Origin of the sequence: Methylocapsa sp. S129, assembly GCF_009765995.1 — a bacterium.
Classification (GTDB): Bacteria; Pseudomonadota; Alphaproteobacteria; order Rhizobiales; family Beijerinckiaceae; genus Roseiarcus.
On the sequence record NZ_LMUI01000019.1, the window covers coordinates 47,419 to 67,122 of the forward strand.

A 19,704-nucleotide genomic window follows, 5' to 3' on the forward strand; every position below is an offset into this window, starting at 1 on the left:
GACCCGGCCAAGGCAGGCGCGTTTCGAATAAGGTGCGCGCTTACTCCACGCTCAACTCCACATGATCCAGCTCGCGCTGCAGCCGCAGGAAAACCTGGTCGCTGACGAGGCCGCGATGCTTCATTGCGATCAACCGCTGTTGCTGCGCCGCGACAATGTCTTTCTGGGCCTGCCGCCGCGTTTCCTGCGCGGCCGGGTCATAGACCTCGGCATCGGCCGGCGCTTCGGCGAGATATTGGGCGGAGAGCGCCTTCAGCGAGGCGGCGGCGGCTGTTCCCGGGGGAGAATCCCTCGCGAAGCGGCGCAAAGACTTCAGCGCGGCGACGGCCATTTCGCGCCGCGCGGCGGTTTCGCCCGGCAAGTCTTGCGCATCGCTTTCGAGACCAATCGCCTTCATCAGCGGTCTCAGCGTGACCGATTGCAGCAGCAGCGTGATGACGATCGCCGAGAAAGTCAGAAAGACGATGAGATCGCGCCCCGGAAATGGTTCGCCGCCGCCGATCGTGTGCGGGATCGCCAGCGCGGCGGCGAGTGAAAGAATGCCGCGCATACCGCTCCAGGAGACGACGGCCAGCATCGGGAACGTCATGGGGCGCTCCCCGATCGGTCTGAAAAGGCTGGCGAGCGCTCCCGATCCCAACACCCAGGCCATGCGCAGCGCGATCAACACGGCGCTGATCGTCACGCTGTAGAGAGCGAGCCGTCCCACGCCATAGCCCGACAACGCCGTGACGACGTTGCGCAATTGCAGGCCGATCAGGACGAAGATCAGGCTGTTGAGTCCGAAGGCGACGACATCGGCGATGGCGAAACCGATCAGGCGGGAGCGCGCGCTGAGAACTTCGGGCGAATGCCAGCCGCGAAACATGCCGGCGGCCAGCACCGCCAGAATGCCCGAGGTCTGCACGGAATCGGCGGCGAGATAGGCCGCGAAGGGCAGCATGATTCCCCATATCGCCTCGAGCTCGGAATCGCCAAGCAAGCTGTGAACGACTTCGAACAGAACGGCGATGACGAGGCCAACCAGGGCGCCGCCCGCCGCCACGAAGACGAATTGCACGACGCCCGAGGGAATCGAGAATGCGTCGGTGGTGATCGCATGGACGGCCAGCGTGAACAGCACCAGAGCGGTGGCGTCATTGACGATGCTCTCGCCTTCCACGACGGTCACGACGCGGCGCGGCGCGCCCAGTTTGCGCATCACGGCGATCGCGGCTGTCGGATCGGTGGCGGCCAGAATGGCGCCCAGCACCATCGCGGCCGCCAGCGGCAGGGTGGGGATCAGCCAATGTGCGACAAGGCCGATCGCCGCCATCGTCGCCAGCACGAGGCCGATCGCGAGAATCAGGATCGGTCGCAGGCTCTCGCGAAACTCCCCCCACGGCAGATGCAGCGCGGCTTGATAAAGGATGGGCGGCAGCAGAACGGTAAAGACGATTTCAGGCGCGATGCCGATCTGCGGCAGGCCAGGAATGAAGGCGAGCGCCGCGCCGCCAAGCACGAGCGTCACCGGGTCGGGCAGGCCCATGCGCCGCGCGATCCAGGCGAGCGGCACGCAGCCCATGATCAGCGCGATAATGATGTGAACGGACAGCATGGTTCCAGCGCCCCGGCGAGCCTGACGCGGCGTCCAGCTTCGCTGGCTTCGTTTTAGCCGAATTGAGCGCCAAGCGCTTCAGAAACCGGCGCCGCCGCGCCCGATTCCGGCGCGCCGTCGCTTTGGAAACTGAACGAAATTCAGAGGACCCAGCGAGGACGCCGCGCTCGCATGCGGCGCATACAGTCAAGGGATCGTCGCTGGGCCTGTCGCCACGGCGCAGTCATCGCGGCCGCCCCATTCGGCCCAGGAGCCGTCGTAGAGGCCGGCGAGTTTTCCGCCCGCCTCCTCCACCGCGAGCGCCAATATTGCGGCGGAGACGCCCGAGCCGCAGGTGGTGATGACCGGCCTGGCGAGGTCGACGCCATGGGCGGTTAAGGTCGCCGTGAGGGCCTCGCCGGACTTGAGCTTGCCGTTCTCAACGATATCGACAAAGGGAACGTTGAGACTGCCAGGCATATGGCCGCTTTTAAGGCCGGCGCGCGGCTCGGGCGTCTCGCCGCGAAATCGCTCGGCGGGGCGGGCGTCCACCACTTGCGCCGCGCGGCTCGCCAAAGCTTGCCGCACATCGGCGAGCGAGGCGACGACGCTATGGTCGAGGCGGGCGGAAAAATGCCGCGGCTGGCGTTCAGCCGCGCCTTCTTCCACCGGACGTCCCTCGGCGATCCATTTGGGCAGGCCGCCGACCAGGATTTTGACGTCCGTCGCGCCAAAGGCGCGCAGCGTCCACCAGACTCTGGCGGCTGCGAACAGCCCATGCGCGTCATAGACGACGAAATGCATGCCGTCGCCAAGGCCGAGCTTGCGCATCGCCGACGAGAAGGCGACGGGGTCGGGCAACATATGGGGCAGGCCGCTCGAAGTGTCGGCGATGACGTCGATATCAAAGAATACGGCGCCCGGAATATGGCCGGCGCGAAATTCAGCCGCCCCGTTGCGCCCGGTCGGCGGCAGATGCCATGACGCGTCGATCAATCCGAGGCCGGGCTCTCCGAGATGGGCGGCGAGCCAATCGGTGGTGACGAAATTATGGGAGGTCATAAGCGGCGGTTCCTATGCGATCGAATGGCGCGAGGCGTCAGTCTACCCTCATTGCGTGGCGGCCAGAAGCCCGCGCGGCGCTACGACGGACGGTCGGCCGCGTTGGCGGCGGGGCGGTCCGCGTCGCCTGGCCGCCCGGCCCGAGCGAGAGAGGGATCGATGGGCGGCGTCGCCTCGTCCATCTGCCCCATGCGCGAACCCGTAATGCCGGTAATAAGCCGGGTCCCGCGCTGAAAGGTGAAATAGTTCCAGCCCCAGTTCAGGACCACGGCGAGCCTGTTCCTGAAGCCGATCAGGAAGTAGATATGCGCGAAGCACCACAGCAGCCAGGCGAAAAAGCCGGAAAGCTTGATCGGCCCCATCTGGATGACCGCATGTTTTCGGCCGATCGTCGCGAGTATGCCGAAATCCCTGTAGCGGAACGGCGGCGTCGCGCGCCCGTTCAGGCGATCGATCAGCAAATGCGCGACATAGACGCCTTGTTGCTTGGCGACCGGCGCGATGCCGGGCAGGGCGCCGCCATCGCTCGATGGGACGAGAGCCGTGTCGCCGATGACGAAAACTTCGGAATGTCCGGGCAAGGAGAGATCGGGCTGCACTTCGACGCGGCCGGCCCGGTCAGTTTTGGCGTCGAGCCATAGGCCGGCCGGGGAGGCCATGACGCCGGCGCCCCAGACGATCGTCGCCGCCGCGATGCGTTCGGCGCCGATCGCGACGCCCTCTGCGTCGCAAGCGGTCACCGCGGCGTTCAGGCGAATTTCAACGCCGAGCCGTTCGAGCGATTTGAACGCGGCCTCCGAAAGGCGCGGATCGAAAGGCGTGAGAAGCCGCGGCGCGGCTTCGATCAGCACGATGCGCGCGCTGCGGGGGTCGATGGTTCGGAAATCGGACTTCAGCGCCTTGCGAGCCAGTTCGGCGATCGCGCCCGCCATTTCGACGCCGGTCGGACCGCCGCCGACCACCACGAAATTGAGCAGCGACCGACGCAGCTCCGGGTCCGCCTCCGATTCCGCCTTTTCGAATGCGAGCAGGATCCGGCGTCGCAAATAGGTGGCGTCGTCGATGCGCTTGAGGCCGGGCGCATGATGCGCCCAGTCGTCATGGCCGAAATAGGCGTGCCGGGCGCCGGTGGCCAGAATGAGGAAATCATAATCGACCCGCCGATCTTCGGCGATGACCTGCTTATGCGCGATGTCGATCCCGGAAACCTCGGCGAGGATGACCGTCGTATTCTTCTGACGCGCCAGAACGCTGCGGATCGGCGAGGCGATGTCGGCGGGCGAAAGCGCGGCGGTCGCCACCTGATACAGCAAGGGCTGGAACAGATGATAATTGTGCTGGTCGATCACCGTTATGTCGACCGGCGCATGCGCGAGCGCCTTGGCCGCGGTCAGCCCGCCAAATCCCGCCCCGACGATCACGACCCGCGGCCGGGCGCTTTCCGATGGCGATGGAGGCATGGGAACACTCGCTGCCGGTTTCACCGCCTATCGCGATACAGCGGATCAGAACCGGGATGCAAAAATATTGCATCTCCTTTCGAAATTATCGCGAAGGTCGGCCGGCGGAGCGTCCCGGTGGGCAAAAACCGTCCCGTAACCGTCATACAGGAACGAGCCAGACCTTTGGAGGCTATCGTGGACCACGCTTCAAGCCATAACGCGTTCAATGTCCTCTTCACGCTGGCGTTCTTCGCCACTTTCGCGCTGATGATCATCCGGTTTGGATGAAGGCGCGCCGCGCAGCCGGCCCATTTCCAAATGAGCCGACGTAAATCCCTGCATAAACAAATCCTTATACGGTCGCGTCAAATCCAAGCCGTCCATCATACGCCGACGTAAGCCGGATGCCTTAGACCCGCCCCCGTCAGACAATTGGGTTCTGGGGGACTATATGGACCGGGCGTCAAACGGCTCTACACTCCACGTCATTTTCGTCGCATCATTTTTCGCCAGCATTGCGCTGGTCATGGTCCGGTTTGCGTGAGGACGATGCGCACGCGACGATTGATCCTGCCCTTCTTTTCGACCTGCGTGACCTCGGCGTGACCGATCTCGCCGGTGCGCGCGACATGCGTGCCGCCACAGGGCTGCAGGTCGATCCCCTCGATTTCAACCAGCCGGACACGGCCGCTGCCGGTCGGCGGTTTGACGGACATGGTTTTGACGAGGCCGGGATTGGCCGCCAGCTCCTCGTCGGTGATCCAGCGGGTTCCGACGGCGGCGTTGGTGGCGATCAAAGCGTTGAGCTTTTGCGCGATCTCGGCCTTGTCGAGCGCGGCGTCGCCGGAATCAAAATCGAGCCGGCCTTCGCCATCGCCGACCGCGCCGCCGGTGACGGGATAGGGCAGCACCGCGGTCAGCAGGTGCAGGGCGGTATGGGCGCGCATGCGCTTGAGGCGAAGGTCCCAGTTCAGCCGCGCCGTCACCTTTTCACCGGGAGCGGGCAGTTTGGCGCCCGCCGCCGGCACATGCAGGATCGTGCGCTTGTCTGCGTCATAGATAGCGTTGACGATCGCGAGGCTTGAGCCGTCGGCCAGCAGCATTTCCCCCTGGTCGCCCGCTTGCCCGCCCCCCTGCGCGTAGAAATGGGTCGCCTCAAGGACGATCCCGCGCGGCTCGGCGCTGACAACGACGCCTTCGATCTCCTTGAGATAGGAATCGGCGCGAAACAATGGCTCGGTCATTTAGAGAAAAACCTTTGGCGCGCTGGCTTTGCGCTCGAGCCAGGCGGGGACCGGCAGGTTCTTCGAACGCAAGAACGCCGGGTTGAACAGTTTTGAGGCATAGCGCACGCCGGAATCGGCCAGGATCGTCACGATAATATGGCCCGGCCCCAGCTCCTTGGCCAGATGGATCGCCCCCGCGATATTGACGCCCGAGGAGCCGCCGAGCAGCAGGCCCTCCTGTTCGGCGAGATCGAAGACGATCGGCAGCGCCTCCTCGTCAGGGATCTGATAGGCGAAATCGACCGGCGCCCCTTCGAGATTGGCCGTGATGCGCCCCTGGCCGATGCCCTCGGTGATTGAAGACCCCTCGCTCTTGAGCGCGCCATGGGCGTAAAATTCATAGAGCGCCGCGCCCATAGGATCGGCCAGCGCGATCTTGATGGAGGGATTGCGCTCCTTCAGCGCCATGCCGACGCCGGCCAGAGTGCCGCCCGAGCCGACCGCGCAGACAAAGCCGTTGACCTTGCCCAATGTGTCGTCGAAAATTTCCGGGCCGGTCGTTTCATAATGGCCGCGCCGGTTGGCGACATTGTCGAACTGGTTTGCCCAGACCGCGCCATTCGGCTCCGATTTCGCAAGGGCTTCAGCGAGTCGCCCGGAATATTTCACGTAATTGTTCGGGTTGGAATAGGGGACCGCGGGCACTTCGACGAGCTCGGCGCCGACGAGGCGCAGCATGTCCTTCTTTTCCTGCGTCTGGGTGTCGGGAATGACGATGACCGTGCGAAAGCCGAGCGCCGATCCGACGACGCCAAGGCCAATGCCGGTATTGCCCGCCGTCCCTTCGACGATCACGCCGCCTTTGCGCAGCGCGCCGCTGGCGATCGCGTCCTGAATGATGGCCAGCGCCGCGCGGTCCTTGACCGAGCCGCCGGGGTTCATGAATTCGGCTTTGCCGAGAATGGTGCAGCCGGTCAGCGCGGAAGCCCGCTTGAGCTGGATGAGCGGCGTGTGGCCGATCGCTTCGACGACGGATGGACTGAATTTCATGTCGCCCTCATGAATTCTGGACATTTCAGAAACGGATGCGGCGGGACCGAGGCCTCGATCGCCGCGCGGATTTAAACGATAACCAGACGGGCCCCGACAAAGACGAGGACGATGGCCAGCAGCGGCCGCAGCCAATAGTCGGGCAGGCGCGGCGCGATGAAACTGCCGGCGATGATGCCGGGGATCGAGCCGATCAGCAACAGGCCTAGCGTGCCGAAATTGACCGATCCGATCAGCCAATGGCCGAAACCGGCGACCAGCGTCAAGGGAACGGCGTGCGCAATGTCGCTGCCGACGATTTGCGCAGTCGGGACCTCAGGATAGAGCAGGATAAGCGCAGTGACGCCCAGAGCGCCAGCCCCGACGGAGGACAGCGAGACGAAGACGCCAAGGACGATGCCGGTCAGGATCGTCAGCGCTGTTCGCGTTGCAGGATTGATGCGGCCGACGCGGCTCGCCGCATAGGCCTGGATGCGGCCGCGCAGCAGCATCGCCGCCGCCGTCAACAGCAAGGCATAGCCGAGAATCGTCGTGATCAGCGCCGAAGCGCCGGCGCCGAACGGTCCGTAATGATTGAGCAGGAAGATCATCACGAAGGCCGTCGGCGCGCTGCCGAGCGCCAGCAGGCCGGTGACGCGCCAGACAACCGTGCCATTGAAACCGTGGACCGCGGTGCCGACCGATTTGGTCGCGGCCGCGTAGAGAAGATCGGTGCCGACCGCGGTTGCCGGATGGACGCCAAACAACAGCACAAGGATCGGCGTCATCAGCGATCCGCCGCCCACGCCAGTTACGCCGACCACAAGCCCAACGAAAAGTCCCGACAATGTATAAAGCAATTCGGCGTCCCCATCAGCAATCACGACGCCTTGTGCGACGCCGAAAGCTTCGAGCGTCCGCTCTCGGTTGGAGCCATGTCCTAATAAAATTGACATAAACGATATTTTTATAGAATTCAAACCTCGGCGACACGCAATAGTCACTTCCGGGCTGTGTCGTTTGGCGGCCAGCGATGCGCGCCGCCTGATGGCGCCGGTCGCGTTTCTGGCCTATAGGCTTTGGGAAAAAGACGGTCGGGGGAAGCTGTTCCATTTCGATTCGACGCCTTTCCTCCCGCCAGCCCGGTTTGCCCGATCCGTGACCTTTTCCCTGCCGCATGGCAAGATTCTGACGCTGGCTTCGCCAGTCCCCCTGATGGGCATCGTCAATGTCACGCCGGATTCCTTTTCCGACGGCGGCGCCTTTGCGACGGCTGAGGAGGCTGTCGAACATGGCGAACGCCTCGTCGGGGAGGGAGCCGCGATCCTGGATGTCGGGGGCGAATCGACCCGGCCCGGCGCCAGCGCCGTCGCCGCCGATGAGGAAATCGCGCGCACGGTCCCTGTGATCGCGGCGCTGCACCAGCGTGTTGGACAGCCGATCTCCATCGACACGACCAAGGCGCGCGTCGCCGCCGCCGCCCTCGAGGCGGGGGCGTCGATCGTCAATGACGTCTGGGGATTTCAGCGCGACAGCGAAATGGCCCGCGTCGTGGCCGATACGGGCGCCATGGCGGTGCTGATGCATAATCGCGCCAGCATCGATGCTTCATTAGATATTGTCGCCGACATCATCGATTTCCTGTCGCGTTCGATCGATAGGGCGCTTGCCGCGGGCGTTGCGCGCGAACGGCTGTTGATTGACCCGGGTTTTGGATTCGGCAAGACGCCGGCGCAAAATCTTGAACTCATCCGCCGACTGCGCGAGCTAGCCGTGCTCGGCTGTCCGATTTTGCTGGGCGTATCGCGCAAGTCGACGATCGGAATGCTGACTGGCCAGAAAGTCGCCGCCGAGCGCGTCGTCGGCTCTGTCGCGGCTGGAATAGCGGGCGTCATGAACGGCGCGGCCATTTTGCGGGTTCACGATGTCGCGGCCCATCGGCAGGCGTTGCAGGTTTTGCATGCGATAGAAGCGGCGCCGCAGACAAGAGAATGACCATGAACAATCGGGGTTCCGATAGCCGGATTTGTCGCGGCAAGGTCTTGATTGAAAGGTTGGAGTTGCGCGCCTTTCACGGCTGCTTTCCGCACGAGCGGCAATATGGCCAGATGTTCGAGATCGATCTCGATCTCACCGCCGACCTCAGCGAGGCCGCGGCAAGCGACAATCTGAGCGCGGCGATCGACTATGGCGAGGTCGTGGCGGTGACGCAAAAGGCATTTTGCGGCGCGCCGCGCCATCTGGTCGAAGCCGCCGCCTTCGATATTGCGCGCGCATTGCTGGAGACATTTGCCCGGATTGAGAGCGTCGCAGTGCGGGTGATCAAGCTCGCGCCGCCGATCCCGGCGAAGCTCCGCGGCGCCGGCGTGGAGATCGAGGTGAAGCGTGGCGAATGATCGCGCCGTGGCGGCGTTTCTCGGCCTCGGCGGCAATGTCGGCGATGTGGCCGCGGCCTTCATTCACGCCCTGCAATGTCTTGGCGACGCCCCAGGGGTGACGCTGCGGCGCGCCTCGTCCGTCTATCGGACGCCGCCCTGGGGCAAGCTCGACCAGCCGCCGTTCCTGAATATGGCGGTCCTCGTCGAAACGACGTTGCCGGCGCAAGCGCTGCTCGCGCTTTGTCTGGACATCGAGCGCGGCATGGGCCGCCGACGCGTCGAGCGCTGGGGGCCGCGCACGCTCGATATCGACATTCTGACTTATGGCGAGGCGGCGATCGACGAGCCTGAACTAAGGGTCCCGCACCCGCGCATCGCGGAGCGCGCCTTTGTGCTGGCGCCGCTGGCGGAAATTGTGCCGCATCTGCAAATCGCCGGCCGGGATGTCGCGCAATGGCTGATGCTTGCCGACCGCGCGGGCATCGAAGTCGATTCAGAGGCGAGCGCGAGAGTCAGCGCCGCCCTCGGGCCAGACAATGGTCGGGCGTAGGTTTTCGACGCCGACAATTCTACGAATACTTGCACACGGTGCTCTATGTTTTTCATCGCCTCGAAGGTGCTTTGGTTTTTTGCCGCGCCGATCAATATCCTGCTGTTCGCCGCGTTTATCGGCGCCGTCCTGTCCGCGGGACGTCACGCGCGCCTGGGCCGGCGCATGGCGCTTGTCGCGATCGGCTTGCTGCTCCTGGTCGGCCTGGGGCCGGTTGGGAATTGGCTGATCGCGCCGCTGGAGGATCGCTTTCCGACCGCGCCCGCCGAATTGGTCGCGCCCTATGGCATCATCGTGCTCGGCGGCGCGGTCGATCCGGAATTGGGCGAGGCGCGCGATCAGGTGATTCTGATGGACGGCGCGGCGCGTCTGACCGAGGCCGTCGCACTGGCGCGGCGTTTCCCGCAGGCGCGTCTCGTTTTTACCGGCGGCAGCAATGCCCTGACCTCAAGCGATCTCACCGAGGCGCATGACGCGGGCAAATTGCTCACCGCGCTCGGCGTCGATCCGGCGCGGGTTCAACTGGAGGATCGCTCGCGCAATACCGACGAGAACGCGCGGTTCACGCGCGACCTGGTTCATCCTGAGCCGACGCAGGTCTGGCTGCTCGTCACTTCGGCCTATCACATGCCGCGTTCGATGGGCCTGTTCCGCAAGGCGGGCTTCAATGTCGTGGCCTATCCCGTCGACTATCGCTCCTATGGCGGCCCCCGCGATTGGCGGCCCAACCATGAAACAACGCGTGGCTTGCGCCTGTTCGATGTCGCGATCCACGAATGGATCGGCCTGATCGCCTATCGCCTCAGCGGCAAGATCGATGCGCTTTTCCCGGCGCCTTGACGCGATCGCTCAGTCGGAGCGGGGCAGGCCGAGCCGGTAGACGCCGCGAAAATCGTGCGGGTCGGCTGGTTTTCCCTTGCGATAGATGACGATCCGGCCGGCCTCGGCCAGGCGGATGGCGGCGCCGCGCACCTTCGACAGATGCGAGCGCCAGCCCAATGAATCCTCGCCGCGCGCGGCGGCATAGGCCTGCGCCGCGTCGGTCGGGCAGATCGTGCGGGCGATGCCGGCCTCATTGCATAGCGTGAAGATCGTCCCCTCAAGGCTCGGCGGCGATTCGGCATTCTCGGCTGAAATGGTCATGGCGAGGTGATGCCTCGGGCTTTGCCGTCAGGTCAAGCCCGGCGCTTGACAAGCGCCGGGACACGCTCAATGAACGCGCATCCTCGTTTTTCAGCAGAGGCCGCCATGCCCCTCAAGCTTGTGATCGCTAACAAGGCCTATTCGTCATGGTCGCTGCGGCCATGGATCCTGCTCGCTCATTTCAAGATTCCCTTCGAGGAAATCGTCATTCCGCTGGATCTGCCCGATACGCGCAAACGTATCCTGAAATATGCGCCGACGGGAAAGTGCCCGTCGCTGCATGACGGCGCGATATCGGTGTGGGAATCGCTGGCTATTGTGGAATATCTCGCGGAGAAATATCCCGATAAGGCGATCTGGCCGAAGGCCAAAGCGGCGCGGGCGCATGCGCGCACGCTCAGCAGCGAAATGCACGCGGGCTTTCAAGCGTTGCGCCAGCATTGTCCGACGAATTTTCGCCGTCCGGTCAGGAAGCTGGAGCTGACGGAAGCGGTCGAGGCCGATGTCGCGCGGATCGAGGCGGCGTGGGCGGAAGCGCGCAAGACCTTCGGCGCCGCGGGCCCGTTCCTGTTTGGCCGCTTCAGCGCCGCCGACGCGATGTTCGCCCCGGTCGTCAATCGCCTGCATACCTATGACGTCAAGGTGAAGAAGGCGACCCGCGATTACATGGACGCCATCATGGCGCTTCCCGCCTGGAAGGCCTGGATCAAGGACGCAGAGGCCGAAGAATGGCGCCTGGAAAAATACGACAGCATGTGAGACGGCTGCGCGTACGCGCGCTTTCGATCCTCGGTCTGAGGAAGACGCGCGCGCGCGTCGTGACCCTGGGCGCCGGCAAGATCATTACTGAAGGGCTCGAGAACAACGTCTGGACCGATTTTTATCATAACGCGATGACAGTGACCTGGCCGGCGTTCTTCGGATCGCTGGCGGCGATTTTCATCCTGTTCAACCTGCTATTCGCGCAAATCTACAATTTTGGCGAAGCGCCGATCGCCAACGCCAAGCCGGGCAGCTTCTCGGACCTGTTCTTCTTCAGCGTCGAGACGACATCGACGGTCGGCTATGGCGACATGCATCCGCAATCGATGTATGGCCATCTTGTGGCGACGGTCGAGAATTTCTTCGGGCTGGTTTCGCTGGCCGTCATGACCGGCCTGGTTTTCGCCCGTTTTTCGCGGCCGCGAGCGCGGCTTATTTTTGCGAGCAATCCGGTCGTCGCCGTCCATAATGGCGCGCCGACGCTGATGGTGCGGCTCGCCAACGCGCGCAATAATTTCATTTCGGACGCGAGCGCCAAATTATGGGTCACGCTCGGCATTAGTTCCGCCGAAGGGCGCCGGAGCGTCAGCTTCCAGCCCTTGCGCCTTGAGCGAAGTGAAAATCCCGTCTTCGCCCTGAGCTGGACGCTCTTTCATGTGATCGACGCCAACAGTCCGCTTGACGGCATGAGCGCTGGAGATATCGGGAAAAGCGAGATGAATTTCGTCGTGACCATCAACGGGCTCGATGAAACCTCCTCGCAGCTCGTGCATGCGCGCAAACGCTATGCGGCCGCAGATTTGCGCGTCGGGCATGAATTCGTCGACATTATCCGCATTGACGAAGAAGGCATGCGGCACGTGGATTATGCGAAAATCCACGACACGCGACCGGTCGTAGCCTAGACATTTTGCGGACGGCGCGCGCTGCTCTAGGTTGACGGGCGGCGCCTTGGCGTTCGGCGGGTGGAGAATCGAGTGGCGATCTTGAAAAGCAAAGCCGGGGCGCCGACCCCCGAACAGGACGCGAATGCCCAATCCTGGAAGGCTTTGCTGACCGAGCTCGCCGAGCGGCGCGCCGCGGCTGCTGAGGGCGGTGCGGCGCGCAGCCGCGAGCGGCATGTCGCGCGCGGCAAACTGCTCGCCCGCGAGCGCGTGGCGCGTCTCATCGATCCGGGCTCGCCGTTTCTGGAAATCGCGCCGCTCGCCGCCTTCGGCATGTACGAGGGCGACGTGCACGGCGCGGGGCTGATCGCCGGCATCGGCGCGATCGAGGGGCGCGAGGCGATGATCGTCGCCAATGACCCCACCATCAAAGGCGGCGCCTATTATCCCTTGACGGTCAAGAAGCACCTGCGCGCGCAGGAAATCGCGCGCGAGAATGGCTTGCCCTGCGTCTATCTCGTCGATTCCGGCGGCGCCAATTTGCCCCATCAGGCCGAGGTCTTTCCCGACCGCGAGCATTTTGGCCGCATCTTCTACAATCAGGCCAATATGTCGGCGGCAGGCATCGCGCAGATCGCCGTCGTGATGGGGTCTTGCACGGCGGGCGGCGCCTATGTGCCGGCGATGTCGGATGAGACAATCATTGTCAAAGGGCAGGGCACCATCTTCCTCGCCGGCCCGCCGCTGGTGAAGGCGGCGACCGGCGAAGTCGTTTCGGCCGAGGATCTCGGCGGCGCCGATGTGCATACCCGCATCTCGGGCGTCGCCGACAATATGGCGCGCGACGACAGTCATGCTTTGGCGCTGGCGCGGCGGGCGATCGCCAATCTCAACAGGCGCGAGAAGACGGCGCATGACATCATCGCGCCCGTGGAGCCGCTCTATCCCGCCGAGGAGCTCGAGCGCGTCGTTCCCGTCGATCTGCGCAAGCAATATGATGCGCGCGAAATCATTGCGCGCCTCGTCGACGGCTCGGTCTTCGACGAATTCAAGGCGCGTTACGGAACGACGCTGGTCACCGGCTTTGCGCGTCTGTCGGGCATGCTGATCGGCATTGTCGCCAACAATGGCATTCTGTTCTCGGAAAGCGCGTTGAAGGGCGCGCATTTCATCGAGCTTTGCGCGCAGCGCAAAATTCCGCTGCTGTTCCTGCAGAATATTTCCGGCTTTATGGTGGGGCGGCAATATGAGGCGGGCGGCATCGCCAAGGACGGCGCCAAGCTCGTCACGGCGGTGGCGAGCGCGCGCGTACCGAAGATCACGCTGATCGTCGGCGGCTCGTTCGGCGCGGGCAATTACGGCATGTGCGGGCGCGCCTATGGCCCGCGTTTTCTGTTCACATGGCCCAATGCGCGCATCAGCGTGATGGGCGGCGAACAGGCGGCGAGCGTGCTCGCAACCTTGCGCCGCGATGCGCTGGAAGCCGAGAACAAGAGCTGGTCCGCCGAAGAGGAAGACGCCTTCAAGGCGCCGATCCGCGCCAAATATGAGAGCGAGGGCTCGCCCTATTTCGCGACCGCGCGCCTGTGGGACGACGGCATTATCGCGCCCTCGCAAACGCGCCGCGTCCTGTCGCTGGCCTTTTCCGCCTGCCTCAACGCGGAAATCGAAGAGACGAAGTTCGGCATTTTCAGGATGTAGCGATGATTGAAGCGAGCCTTCGCCATATTGCTGACCTCTCCGTCAAGGTCGCGCCGCCGATCGTCGTCGGCCACACGCCCGCGGGCCTTAGAAGGATCGTTCCGATCATTGGCGGCGCGGTGAGCGGGCCGCGGCTGAAGGGCGAGGTGATCGCCGCTGGCGCGGACTATCAATTGATCGGCGACGACGGCTTCACGCTTGTCGAGGCGCGCTACGCCTTCCGGACCCATGATGGGGCGACGATCGGCGTCGACAATGTCGGGCTGCGCCATGGACCGCCGGAGGCGATGGCGCGTCTCGCGCGCGGCGAAGCCGTCGATCCCGCGCTGATCTATTTCAGGACGAGGCTCACCTTCGAGACCGATCATGCCGATTATCTCTGGCTGACCCGCTCGCTGTTCGTCGGCGCGGGCGCGCGACATCCTGCGCATGTCGAGATCAATGTGTTCGAGGTGCTGTGAGGGTCGGCGGCGAGGGGGGCGTGCGGTTGTCGGTAGCGGGTCCATTTGAAATCTGACGGTCTTGACCATGGTGGAAGTCGCCGCGCACGCGTGCGATAATCAGACCCATGTCTTCTCGTGATCGATGGCCGCGAGAATTAAAATGCCCGAAATGCGGAGCCGTAGCGAGGGCCACCCTTTCTGAGCACGCTGGGCATAAGATCGTGTACCCAGTTTTTGATCTCGTTGGACGATCGCGCGCGCTGGGCTAGGCTACAGACTCAGCAGGAGACGCCCAATTGTTCGCATCCGTCCTCATCGCCAATCGCGGCGAAATCGCCTGCCGGGTCATCCGCACCGCGCGGCGGCTCGGCATCCGCTCGATCGCGATTTATTCCGAAGCCGATCGCGGCGCTCTGTTCACGCGGCTTGCAGACGAAGCGCATGAAATCGGCCCGGCTGCGGCGCGCGAGAGCTATCTGGCGGGCGACAAGATCATCGCGCTCGCCAAACGGGTCGGCGCAAGCTGCATCCATCCCGGCTATGGTTTCCTGTCCGAAAACGCGGAATTCGCTGAGGGCTGCGCGGCGGTGGGCATCGTCTTCGTCGGGCCGCCGGCCTCGGCGATCCGCGCGATGGGGCTGAAGAACGCCGCTAAGGCGCTGATGCAGAAAGCGGGCGTTCCGGTGGTGCCGGGCTATCACGGCGACAACCAGACGGCGAAGTTTCTCAAAGAGAAAGCCTATGAGATCGGCTATCCCGTTCTCATCAAGGCGATCGCAGGCGGCGGCGGCAAGGGTATGCGCCGCGTCGACGCGCATGTCGATTTCGAAGCGGCGCTGGAGGGCGCCGCGCGCGAGGGGCAGAGCGCGTTCGGCGATTCGCGCGTGCTGATCGAGAAATATGTCGCGCAGCCGCGCCATATTGAAATGCAGATTTTCGGCGATCGAAGCGGCGAGGTCGTGCATCTCTTCGAGCGCGATTGCTCGCTGCAGCGTCGCCACCAGAAGGTGATCGAGGAGAGCCCGGCGCCGGGGCTGTCGGCGTCCATGCGCGCCGAAATGGCGGCCGCGGCGATCGCGGCGGGCAAGGCGGTCGGCTATGTCGGCGCCGGCACGATCGAGTTCATCGCCGATTCCTCGCGCGGCCTGCGGCCCGACGCCTTCTATTTCATGGAGATGAATACGCGCCTGCAGGTTGAGCATCCCGTGACGGAGGCGATCACCGGGCTGGACCTCGTCGAATGGCAATTCAGGGTCGCGGCAGGCCAGCCGCTGCCGTTGAAGCAAAGCGACATTCGCCAAAGCGGCCATGCGGTGGAAGCGCGCCTTTACGCGGAGAATCCCGAAAACAACTTTCTGCCCTCGGCCGGAAAAATCTACGCCCTGCAATTCCCCGATGGCGAAGGCCTGCGGGTCGATACGGGCGTCGAGGCGGGCAGCGAAGTGACGCCCTTTTACGATCCGATGATCGCCAAGGTCATCGCGCATGGCGCGAACCGCAACGAGGCGCTTGATCGCTTGAGTCATGCGCTGGAGGAGACGCTCGTCGCGGGCCCGCGCACCAACGCGGCCTTTTTGCGCGCCCTGTGCGACGCGCCCGAGTTCCGCGCGGGCGCCTTCGACACCGGCTTCATCGAAGCTCATCTGGCGCGCCTCGGCGCGGCGCCCAGGGAACCTGATGCGGGCGCTATCCTGCTTGGAGCCCAGCGTCTGCTTGCGCGGCGAAGCGCCGGCGCCGCCGCCTCTTTTGATCCCTGGCGCGTGGCGGATAGTTTCGAATTGACGGGGCGCAGGAATGTCGGCGTCGATATTCTTGTCGATGGAAGGCCTGCGGCTCTTGTTCAGCGCAGCGCAAGCGGGGTCACGGAGCTTGCTTTCGCCGACGATCGTCCCGCCGCCATCGATGCGCCCAAAGCGGCGGCGCGCATTGTCGAGACGGATGAGGCTTTATTCGTCCTGCGAGAGGGCCGGCAGATCGAACTGCGCCTCGCCGATCCGCTCGACGGCGAGATGGAGGCTTCGGGGAACGGTTCGGGCGTCGTCGAAGCGCCGATGCACGGGCGGCTGCTCGCTATGTTCGTAGAAGAGGGCCAGATCGTTGCGCAGGGCGCGCGCGTGGCGATCGTCGAGGCGATGAAGATGGAGCATTCGCTCAACGCGCCGCGCGCCGGCCGCGTCGCCCGCATCGCCGCCGCCGTCGGCTCGCAGGTGCAGCAGGGCGCGCGGCTGATGACGATCGAGGAGGGGGAATAACCCTTCTCCCGAGAATCGGGAGAAGGTGGCCCGACGAAGTCGGGTCGGATGAGGGCGCCTGCCGCGGAACGCCGGCGTCACGCGGTCGATGCGCCTGCGACGGCTGCTCGGATGCGATCGACGATAATATTCCCGCTACCGATGATAAGATCATTGGGAAACCGTACAACCTGATATCCCTGCTCGCGCAGCCAATCATCGCGCGCGGCATCGCGGCTCTTGCGTTCGTCGCCATCATGCGGCGGTCCGTCCAGTTCCACGATCAAGCGACGCTGAAAGCAGAGAAAATCGGCGATGTAGGGTCCGATAGGAACCTGACGGCGGAATTTCAGGCCGTCGACGTGCGAGCCGCGCAGGAGACGCCAAAGCGTCGCTTCGGCATTGGTCATATTACGGCGCAATCGCCGCGCTTGATCAAGTTGTCTTTCGGGATAACGCGTCGGCATAGGCGATGGTGTGGTTGAAGCGACTTCGTGAAATTGCAACGCTATTTTGGTCGGCGCTTCGCGGCAAGCGCCCTCATCCGACCCGACTTCGTCGGGCCACCTTCTCCCGATTCTCGGGAGAAGGGGTTGCGTCGGCGCTTGGGCCTCACCGATCGGCGAACGCCAGTTTCGCGCCAAGCGCGACGAAGGCGCCGGCGAAAGTCCGGCGCATCCATGTCAGGACGCGCGGACGCGCGATGATCCGGTCGCGGACGGAAGCGGCGAACAGGCCGTAGCCGACGAAAACGACAAATGTCATCGCCATGAAAATTCCGCTCAGCAGCAGCATGTGCGAAAGCGGATGCGCCTCCTGCGCGCTCACGAATTGCGGCAGGAAGGCGAGGAAGAAAATCGACAGCTTTGGATTGAGAATATTGATCAGGATCGCCGTGACGATCGCCCGAACGGTCGAGCGCTCTTCGACTTGCTTCTCGACATTCAGCGACCCCTTCTCGCGCAGGGCGCTCCAGGCGAGATAGAGGAGATAGGCGACGCCGATATATTTGAAGCTCTGGAAGGCGAGGGCGCTGGCGTGCAGGATCGCCGCCAAGCCGCCGATCGCCGCCGCGATATGGGGGACAATCCCGATCGTGCAGCCAAAGGCCGCCGCCACGCTGGCGCGCGCGCCGCGCGAGAGGCCGGTCGCCAAGGTGTAGAGAACGCCTGTTCCAGGCGATACGACGATGATGAACGACGTGATCAGGAATTCGAGACTCATGGCGCTTCTCCGACGGCGGGCTTTCCGCGTGCGGCCGCATGGAAGCCGACGAAGAGCCGTGCGTCTTGAACGGGATTGCAGGCGGAGCCAATCAGGCGAAGGCGGCCGCATAGGCGCCGGGCGAAATCCCGTATTTGCGCAGGAATGTCCGCGTCATGTGGCTCTGATCGGCAAAGCCGCTGAGAGCGGCGGCGTCCGCCAGAGGCGTTCCGCGCGCGATCGACCGGCGCGCAAGATCGGTCCGCCGCTGCAGGAGATAGGCATGCGGCGTGAAGCCGGTGGCGCGGACGAAGCCGCGCAGAACCTGAAACCGGCTTAGTCCGCAGTCCCGTGCGAGATCGGCCAGCGTGACCGAGGCGGCGGGCTCATCGTCGATCCGATTTTGGGCTCGGTGGATCGCCATAGGGGCCGATCGCAGGACATCGGCTTCGCCGCGTTCGCGGATGATTCCCGCCAGCAGTCCCAACAACAGTTCTTCACGGCGAATCTCGGACGAACCGCCGCCGCCCTTTGTCATCGCCTGGAAAAGGTGTTGGAACGCGGCGGCGATTCTGGCGTCGCGCATGACGGGGTGGAAGAATTCCTGGGATTGCGATGCGCCTTCGCCGATGTCGGAGATCGCGTCGACAATCACCGGCGGATCGAAATAGAGCATCCGCCAGGACCGGCCGGCGCCGCCGATCGGCGCTCCATCATGCACTTCGCCAGGATTGACCGTGATCGCATCGCCGGCGCCCGCTTCCACCATGCCGCGGCCGCTATGGGATTTATGCGCGCCCTGATGAATGACGCCAACGCCATATTGCTCGTGCGAATGGCGCGCAAAGGCATGGCGCGTCGCGGCCTCGACAGCCTGCACGCCGGCGGCTTCGCAACGCAATATTTTGAACTGCCCTTTGGTCATCCCTTTGTCCGGATTTTCGACCATCATCGTGGCGGATAGGGGTCCGTCAAGCCCGTGTGTCGGATGTCGTCGAGTTCCGCGGCGCTGAACAGGCCGGCATCATACAGGCTCAGAAACTCTTCCGACACGCCCTGACCGAAGACGAGGACGTCATCCGTATTCACCGTCACCGGCACGCCCGCATCATAAAGCTGGCGGATCGGATGCGTCGCCAGGTTCGCCACACGGCCGAGCATCACGTTGGACGTCGGACAAATGTTAAGGCGGATGTGGTTGTCCGCGAGGAAACGCATGACGGCTGGCGAATGGGCGGCGGCGATTCCATGCTGGACCTCATCGAGCGCCAGCTCCTCAACGGCTCGCCAGACGTCTTCGGCGCCGCCCCATTCTCCGACATGGGCTTTCACGCGCAATCCGGCGTCTTTCGCCCGCCGAAAGACCGGTTTGAACGCTTCGATCGGCTGCGCGAGTTCATCGCCTGACAGGTCCAGGGTTTGGTAGAATCCAAGCTCCAGAAAGGGCCGGAGCCAACGCTCGATCGCCGCCAGCGGGCAGTGGCGCGACAGTCCGAGTTGCGGAACCCATGCGATGTCGGGCGCCGCGAGAGCGTGCAATTGTTGGAGATTGCGCGTCAATTCCGCCGCCGAACCCTCATAAAACGTGATCGCCCAGACATCTTCGCCGATCTCAAGACGCGTTACGCCGTCTTGACGAGCCTGAACAAGCGTCGCTTCGAAGGCGAGCAGCCGTCCCTCGCGGTTTTGGAACAGTTCGCCGACGGCTCCCTGCACGAAGGCGTGCATCTCGGCCATCGATCCGAGCTTTCGATCGAGCGGCGCGATGTTCCGCCCCGTGCGTTGCGCGAGGAAGTCGCGCGCCCCTCCGAGCATGGCGTGGTTGTGCAGATCGCTTTTCGCGCAGCGCCGCACGGCGTCGATGTCGCCGGTTATCAATGCGGCCTGAAAATCCGGGGCCATTGTCAACCCATAGCAGCGCCACATCCATCGTTCAAAAATCTCGATCGATGGCGGTGGCCATTGATCTTCGTGCGACCATCGTCCATTTTTTGCTAAGCAGAATCCGAATCTTGGTCCCGGAGAGGCGCATGAAGTCGGACGACGATCGTGGCCCTGGAAACTTCGTCGAGGC

Annotated in this window: 20 protein-coding genes; 9 read left to right on the top strand and 11 right to left on the bottom strand. The window is 64.0% G+C overall.

Going from position 1 to position 19,704, the window contains the following annotated elements; all coding sequences use genetic code 11:
• Nucleotides 1-40: 40 nt before the first annotated feature.
• The 6 genes from GSQ90_RS11765 to GSQ90_RS11790 all read right to left on the bottom strand — a co-directional run bounded on the left by GSQ90_RS11765 (nucleotide 41) and on the right by GSQ90_RS11790 (nucleotide 7,291).
• A complete protein-coding gene (locus GSQ90_RS11765; RefSeq protein ID WP_158815036.1) occupies nucleotides 41-1,597 on the bottom strand; it encodes a Na+/H+ antiporter in 1,557 nt (518 codons plus the stop codon).
• Between the two features lie 186 nt (nucleotides 1,598-1,783).
• Nucleotides 1,784-2,638, bottom strand: coding sequence for a 3-mercaptopyruvate sulfurtransferase (gene sseA / locus GSQ90_RS11770; RefSeq protein ID WP_158815037.1), 855 nt, complete (start codon nucleotides 2,636-2,638; stop codon nucleotides 1,784-1,786).
• An 80-nt stretch (nucleotides 2,639-2,718) separates the two neighbouring features.
• Complete coding sequence (locus tag GSQ90_RS11775) at nucleotides 2,719-4,098, bottom strand: NAD(P)/FAD-dependent oxidoreductase (protein WP_158815038.1); 1,380 nt, start codon at nucleotides 4,096-4,098, stop codon at nucleotides 2,719-2,721.
• 506 nt (nucleotides 4,099-4,604) lie between these two features.
• A complete protein-coding gene (locus GSQ90_RS11780; RefSeq protein ID WP_158815039.1) occupies nucleotides 4,605-5,324 on the bottom strand; it encodes an alanyl-tRNA editing protein in 720 nt (239 codons plus the stop codon).
• On the bottom strand, nucleotides 5,325-6,356 hold the full coding sequence (locus tag GSQ90_RS11785; RefSeq protein WP_158815040.1) for a cysteine synthase A: 1,032 nt from the start codon (nucleotides 6,354-6,356) through the stop codon (nucleotides 5,325-5,327).
• 71 nt (nucleotides 6,357-6,427) lie between these two features.
• Nucleotides 6,428-7,291 carry a sulfite exporter TauE/SafE family protein gene (locus GSQ90_RS11790; protein WP_158815041.1) on the bottom strand — a complete coding sequence of 288 codons (864 nt, stop codon included), beginning with the start codon at nucleotides 7,289-7,291 and terminating at the stop codon, nucleotides 6,428-6,430.
• Nucleotides 7,292-7,355: 64 nt separating this feature from the next.
• Between GSQ90_RS11790 and folP the strand changes: the two genes are divergently transcribed.
• The 4 genes from folP to GSQ90_RS11810 are packed head-to-tail and all read left to right on the top strand — an operon-like array spanning nucleotide 7,356 to nucleotide 10,103.
• Nucleotides 7,356-8,330: a dihydropteroate synthase gene (folP, locus tag GSQ90_RS11795; RefSeq protein ID WP_246731549.1), complete on the top strand. Its 975-nt coding sequence runs from the start codon at nucleotides 7,356-7,358 to the stop codon at nucleotides 8,328-8,330.
• A gap of 2 nt (nucleotides 8,331-8,332) precedes the next feature.
• Complete coding sequence (gene folB, locus GSQ90_RS11800) at nucleotides 8,333-8,731, top strand: dihydroneopterin aldolase (RefSeq protein ID WP_158815042.1); 399 nt, start codon at nucleotides 8,333-8,335, stop codon at nucleotides 8,729-8,731.
• Nucleotides 8,721-9,263: a 2-amino-4-hydroxy-6-hydroxymethyldihydropteridine diphosphokinase gene (folK, locus tag GSQ90_RS11805; protein ID WP_158815043.1), complete on the top strand. Its 543-nt coding sequence runs from the start codon at nucleotides 8,721-8,723 to the stop codon at nucleotides 9,261-9,263. The genes folB and folK overlap by 11 nt, the downstream gene beginning before the upstream one ends.
• 45 nt (nucleotides 9,264-9,308) lie before the next feature.
• A complete protein-coding gene (locus GSQ90_RS11810; RefSeq protein WP_158815044.1) occupies nucleotides 9,309-10,103 on the top strand; it encodes a YdcF family protein in 795 nt (264 codons plus the stop codon).
• Between the two features lie 9 nt (nucleotides 10,104-10,112).
• Here the strand turns inward: GSQ90_RS11810 and GSQ90_RS11815 are convergent, their stop codons facing one another.
• Complete coding sequence (locus GSQ90_RS11815; protein ID WP_158815045.1) at nucleotides 10,113-10,406, bottom strand: DUF3253 domain-containing protein; 294 nt, start codon at nucleotides 10,404-10,406, stop codon at nucleotides 10,113-10,115.
• A 105-nt stretch (nucleotides 10,407-10,511) separates the two neighbouring features.
• Here GSQ90_RS11815 and GSQ90_RS11820 point away from each other — a divergent pair, with 105 nt between their 5' ends.
• The 5 genes from GSQ90_RS11820 (at nucleotide 10,512) to GSQ90_RS11840 (ending at nucleotide 16,448) form a co-directional block, all read left to right on the top strand.
• A complete protein-coding gene (locus GSQ90_RS11820; RefSeq protein ID WP_158815046.1) occupies nucleotides 10,512-11,165 on the top strand; it encodes a glutathione S-transferase family protein in 654 nt (217 codons plus the stop codon).
• Nucleotides 11,135-12,073 carry an ion channel gene (locus tag GSQ90_RS11825; protein WP_158815047.1) on the top strand — a complete coding sequence of 313 codons (939 nt, stop codon included), beginning with the start codon at nucleotides 11,135-11,137 and terminating at the stop codon, nucleotides 12,071-12,073. The genes GSQ90_RS11820 and GSQ90_RS11825 overlap by 31 nt, the downstream gene beginning before the upstream one ends.
• 72 nt (nucleotides 12,074-12,145) lie before the next feature.
• Nucleotides 12,146-13,753 carry a carboxyl transferase domain-containing protein gene (locus GSQ90_RS11830; RefSeq protein WP_174247469.1) on the top strand — a complete coding sequence of 536 codons (1,608 nt, stop codon included), beginning with the start codon at nucleotides 12,146-12,148 and terminating at the stop codon, nucleotides 13,751-13,753.
• Between the two features lie 2 nt (nucleotides 13,754-13,755).
• Nucleotides 13,756-14,214, top strand: a complete 459-nt coding sequence (locus GSQ90_RS11835) for a DUF3237 domain-containing protein (protein ID WP_158815048.1) — start codon at nucleotides 13,756-13,758, stop codon at nucleotides 14,212-14,214.
• Between the two features lie 278 nt (nucleotides 14,215-14,492).
• The gene (locus GSQ90_RS11840; RefSeq protein WP_158815049.1) at nucleotides 14,493-16,448 is read left to right on the top strand and encodes a biotin carboxylase N-terminal domain-containing protein; all 1,956 of its coding nucleotides are present in this window, start codon (nucleotides 14,493-14,495) and stop codon (nucleotides 16,446-16,448) included.
• A gap of 77 nt (nucleotides 16,449-16,525) precedes the next feature.
• Here the strand turns inward: GSQ90_RS11840 and GSQ90_RS11845 are convergent, their stop codons facing one another.
• From GSQ90_RS11845 to GSQ90_RS11860, 4 genes are all read right to left on the bottom strand, one after another.
• A complete protein-coding gene (locus GSQ90_RS11845; RefSeq protein WP_246731550.1) occupies nucleotides 16,526-16,837 on the bottom strand; it encodes an endonuclease domain-containing protein in 312 nt (103 codons plus the stop codon).
• 202 nt (nucleotides 16,838-17,039) lie between these two features.
• Nucleotides 17,040-17,651 carry a LysE family translocator gene (locus tag GSQ90_RS11850; protein ID WP_158815051.1) on the bottom strand — a complete coding sequence of 204 codons (612 nt, stop codon included), beginning with the start codon at nucleotides 17,649-17,651 and terminating at the stop codon, nucleotides 17,040-17,042.
• A gap of 91 nt (nucleotides 17,652-17,742) precedes the next feature.
• The gene (locus GSQ90_RS11855; RefSeq protein WP_158815052.1) at nucleotides 17,743-18,555 is read right to left on the bottom strand and encodes an AraC family transcriptional regulator; all 813 of its coding nucleotides are present in this window, start codon (nucleotides 18,553-18,555) and stop codon (nucleotides 17,743-17,745) included.
• Nucleotides 18,556-18,578: 23 nt separating this feature from the next.
• Nucleotides 18,579-19,532 (bottom strand): adenosine deaminase, encoded by a 954-nt coding sequence (locus GSQ90_RS11860; protein WP_158815053.1) that lies wholly within the window; start codon nucleotides 19,530-19,532, stop codon nucleotides 18,579-18,581.
• Nucleotides 19,533-19,704: the final 172 nt, after the last annotated feature.

Coding starts and splice junctions, on each gene's coding strand:
- GSQ90_RS11765 (WP_158815036.1), bottom strand. CDS start 1,597: ATGCTGTCCGTTCACATCATTATCGCGCTGATCATGGGCTGCGTGCCG.
- sseA (WP_158815037.1), bottom strand. CDS start 2,638: ATGACCTCCCATAATTTCGTCACCACCGATTGGCTCGCCGCCCATCTC.
- GSQ90_RS11775 (WP_158815038.1), bottom strand. CDS start 4,098: ATGCCTCCATCGCCATCGGAAAGCGCCCGGCCGCGGGTCGTGATCGTC.
- GSQ90_RS11780 (WP_158815039.1), bottom strand. CDS start 5,324: ATGACCGAGCCATTGTTTCGCGCCGATTCCTATCTCAAGGAGATCGAA.
- GSQ90_RS11785 (WP_158815040.1), bottom strand. CDS start 6,356: ATGAAATTCAGTCCATCCGTCGTCGAAGCGATCGGCCACACGCCGCTC.
- GSQ90_RS11790 (WP_158815041.1), bottom strand. CDS start 7,291: ATGTCAATTTTATTAGGACATGGCTCCAACCGAGAGCGGACGCTCGAA.
- folB (WP_158815042.1), top strand. CDS start 8,333: ATGAACAATCGGGGTTCCGATAGCCGGATTTGTCGCGGCAAGGTCTTG.
- GSQ90_RS11810 (WP_158815044.1), top strand. CDS start 9,309: ATGTTTTTCATCGCCTCGAAGGTGCTTTGGTTTTTTGCCGCGCCGATC.
- GSQ90_RS11815 (WP_158815045.1), bottom strand. CDS start 10,406: ATGACCATTTCAGCCGAGAATGCCGAATCGCCGCCGAGCCTTGAGGGG.
- GSQ90_RS11820 (WP_158815046.1), top strand. CDS start 10,512: ATGCCCCTCAAGCTTGTGATCGCTAACAAGGCCTATTCGTCATGGTCG.
- GSQ90_RS11825 (WP_158815047.1), top strand. CDS start 11,135: ATGGCGCCTGGAAAAATACGACAGCATGTGAGACGGCTGCGCGTACGC.
- GSQ90_RS11835 (WP_158815048.1), top strand. CDS start 13,756: ATGATTGAAGCGAGCCTTCGCCATATTGCTGACCTCTCCGTCAAGGTC.
- GSQ90_RS11845 (WP_246731550.1), bottom strand. CDS start 16,837: ATGACCAATGCCGAAGCGACGCTTTGGCGTCTCCTGCGCGGCTCGCAC.
- GSQ90_RS11850 (WP_158815051.1), bottom strand. CDS start 17,651: ATGAGTCTCGAATTCCTGATCACGTCGTTCATCATCGTCGTATCGCCT.
- GSQ90_RS11855 (WP_158815052.1), bottom strand. CDS start 18,555: ATGACCAAAGGGCAGTTCAAAATATTGCGTTGCGAAGCCGCCGGCGTG.
- GSQ90_RS11860 (WP_158815053.1), bottom strand. CDS start 19,532: ATGGCCCCGGATTTTCAGGCCGCATTGATAACCGGCGACATCGACGCC.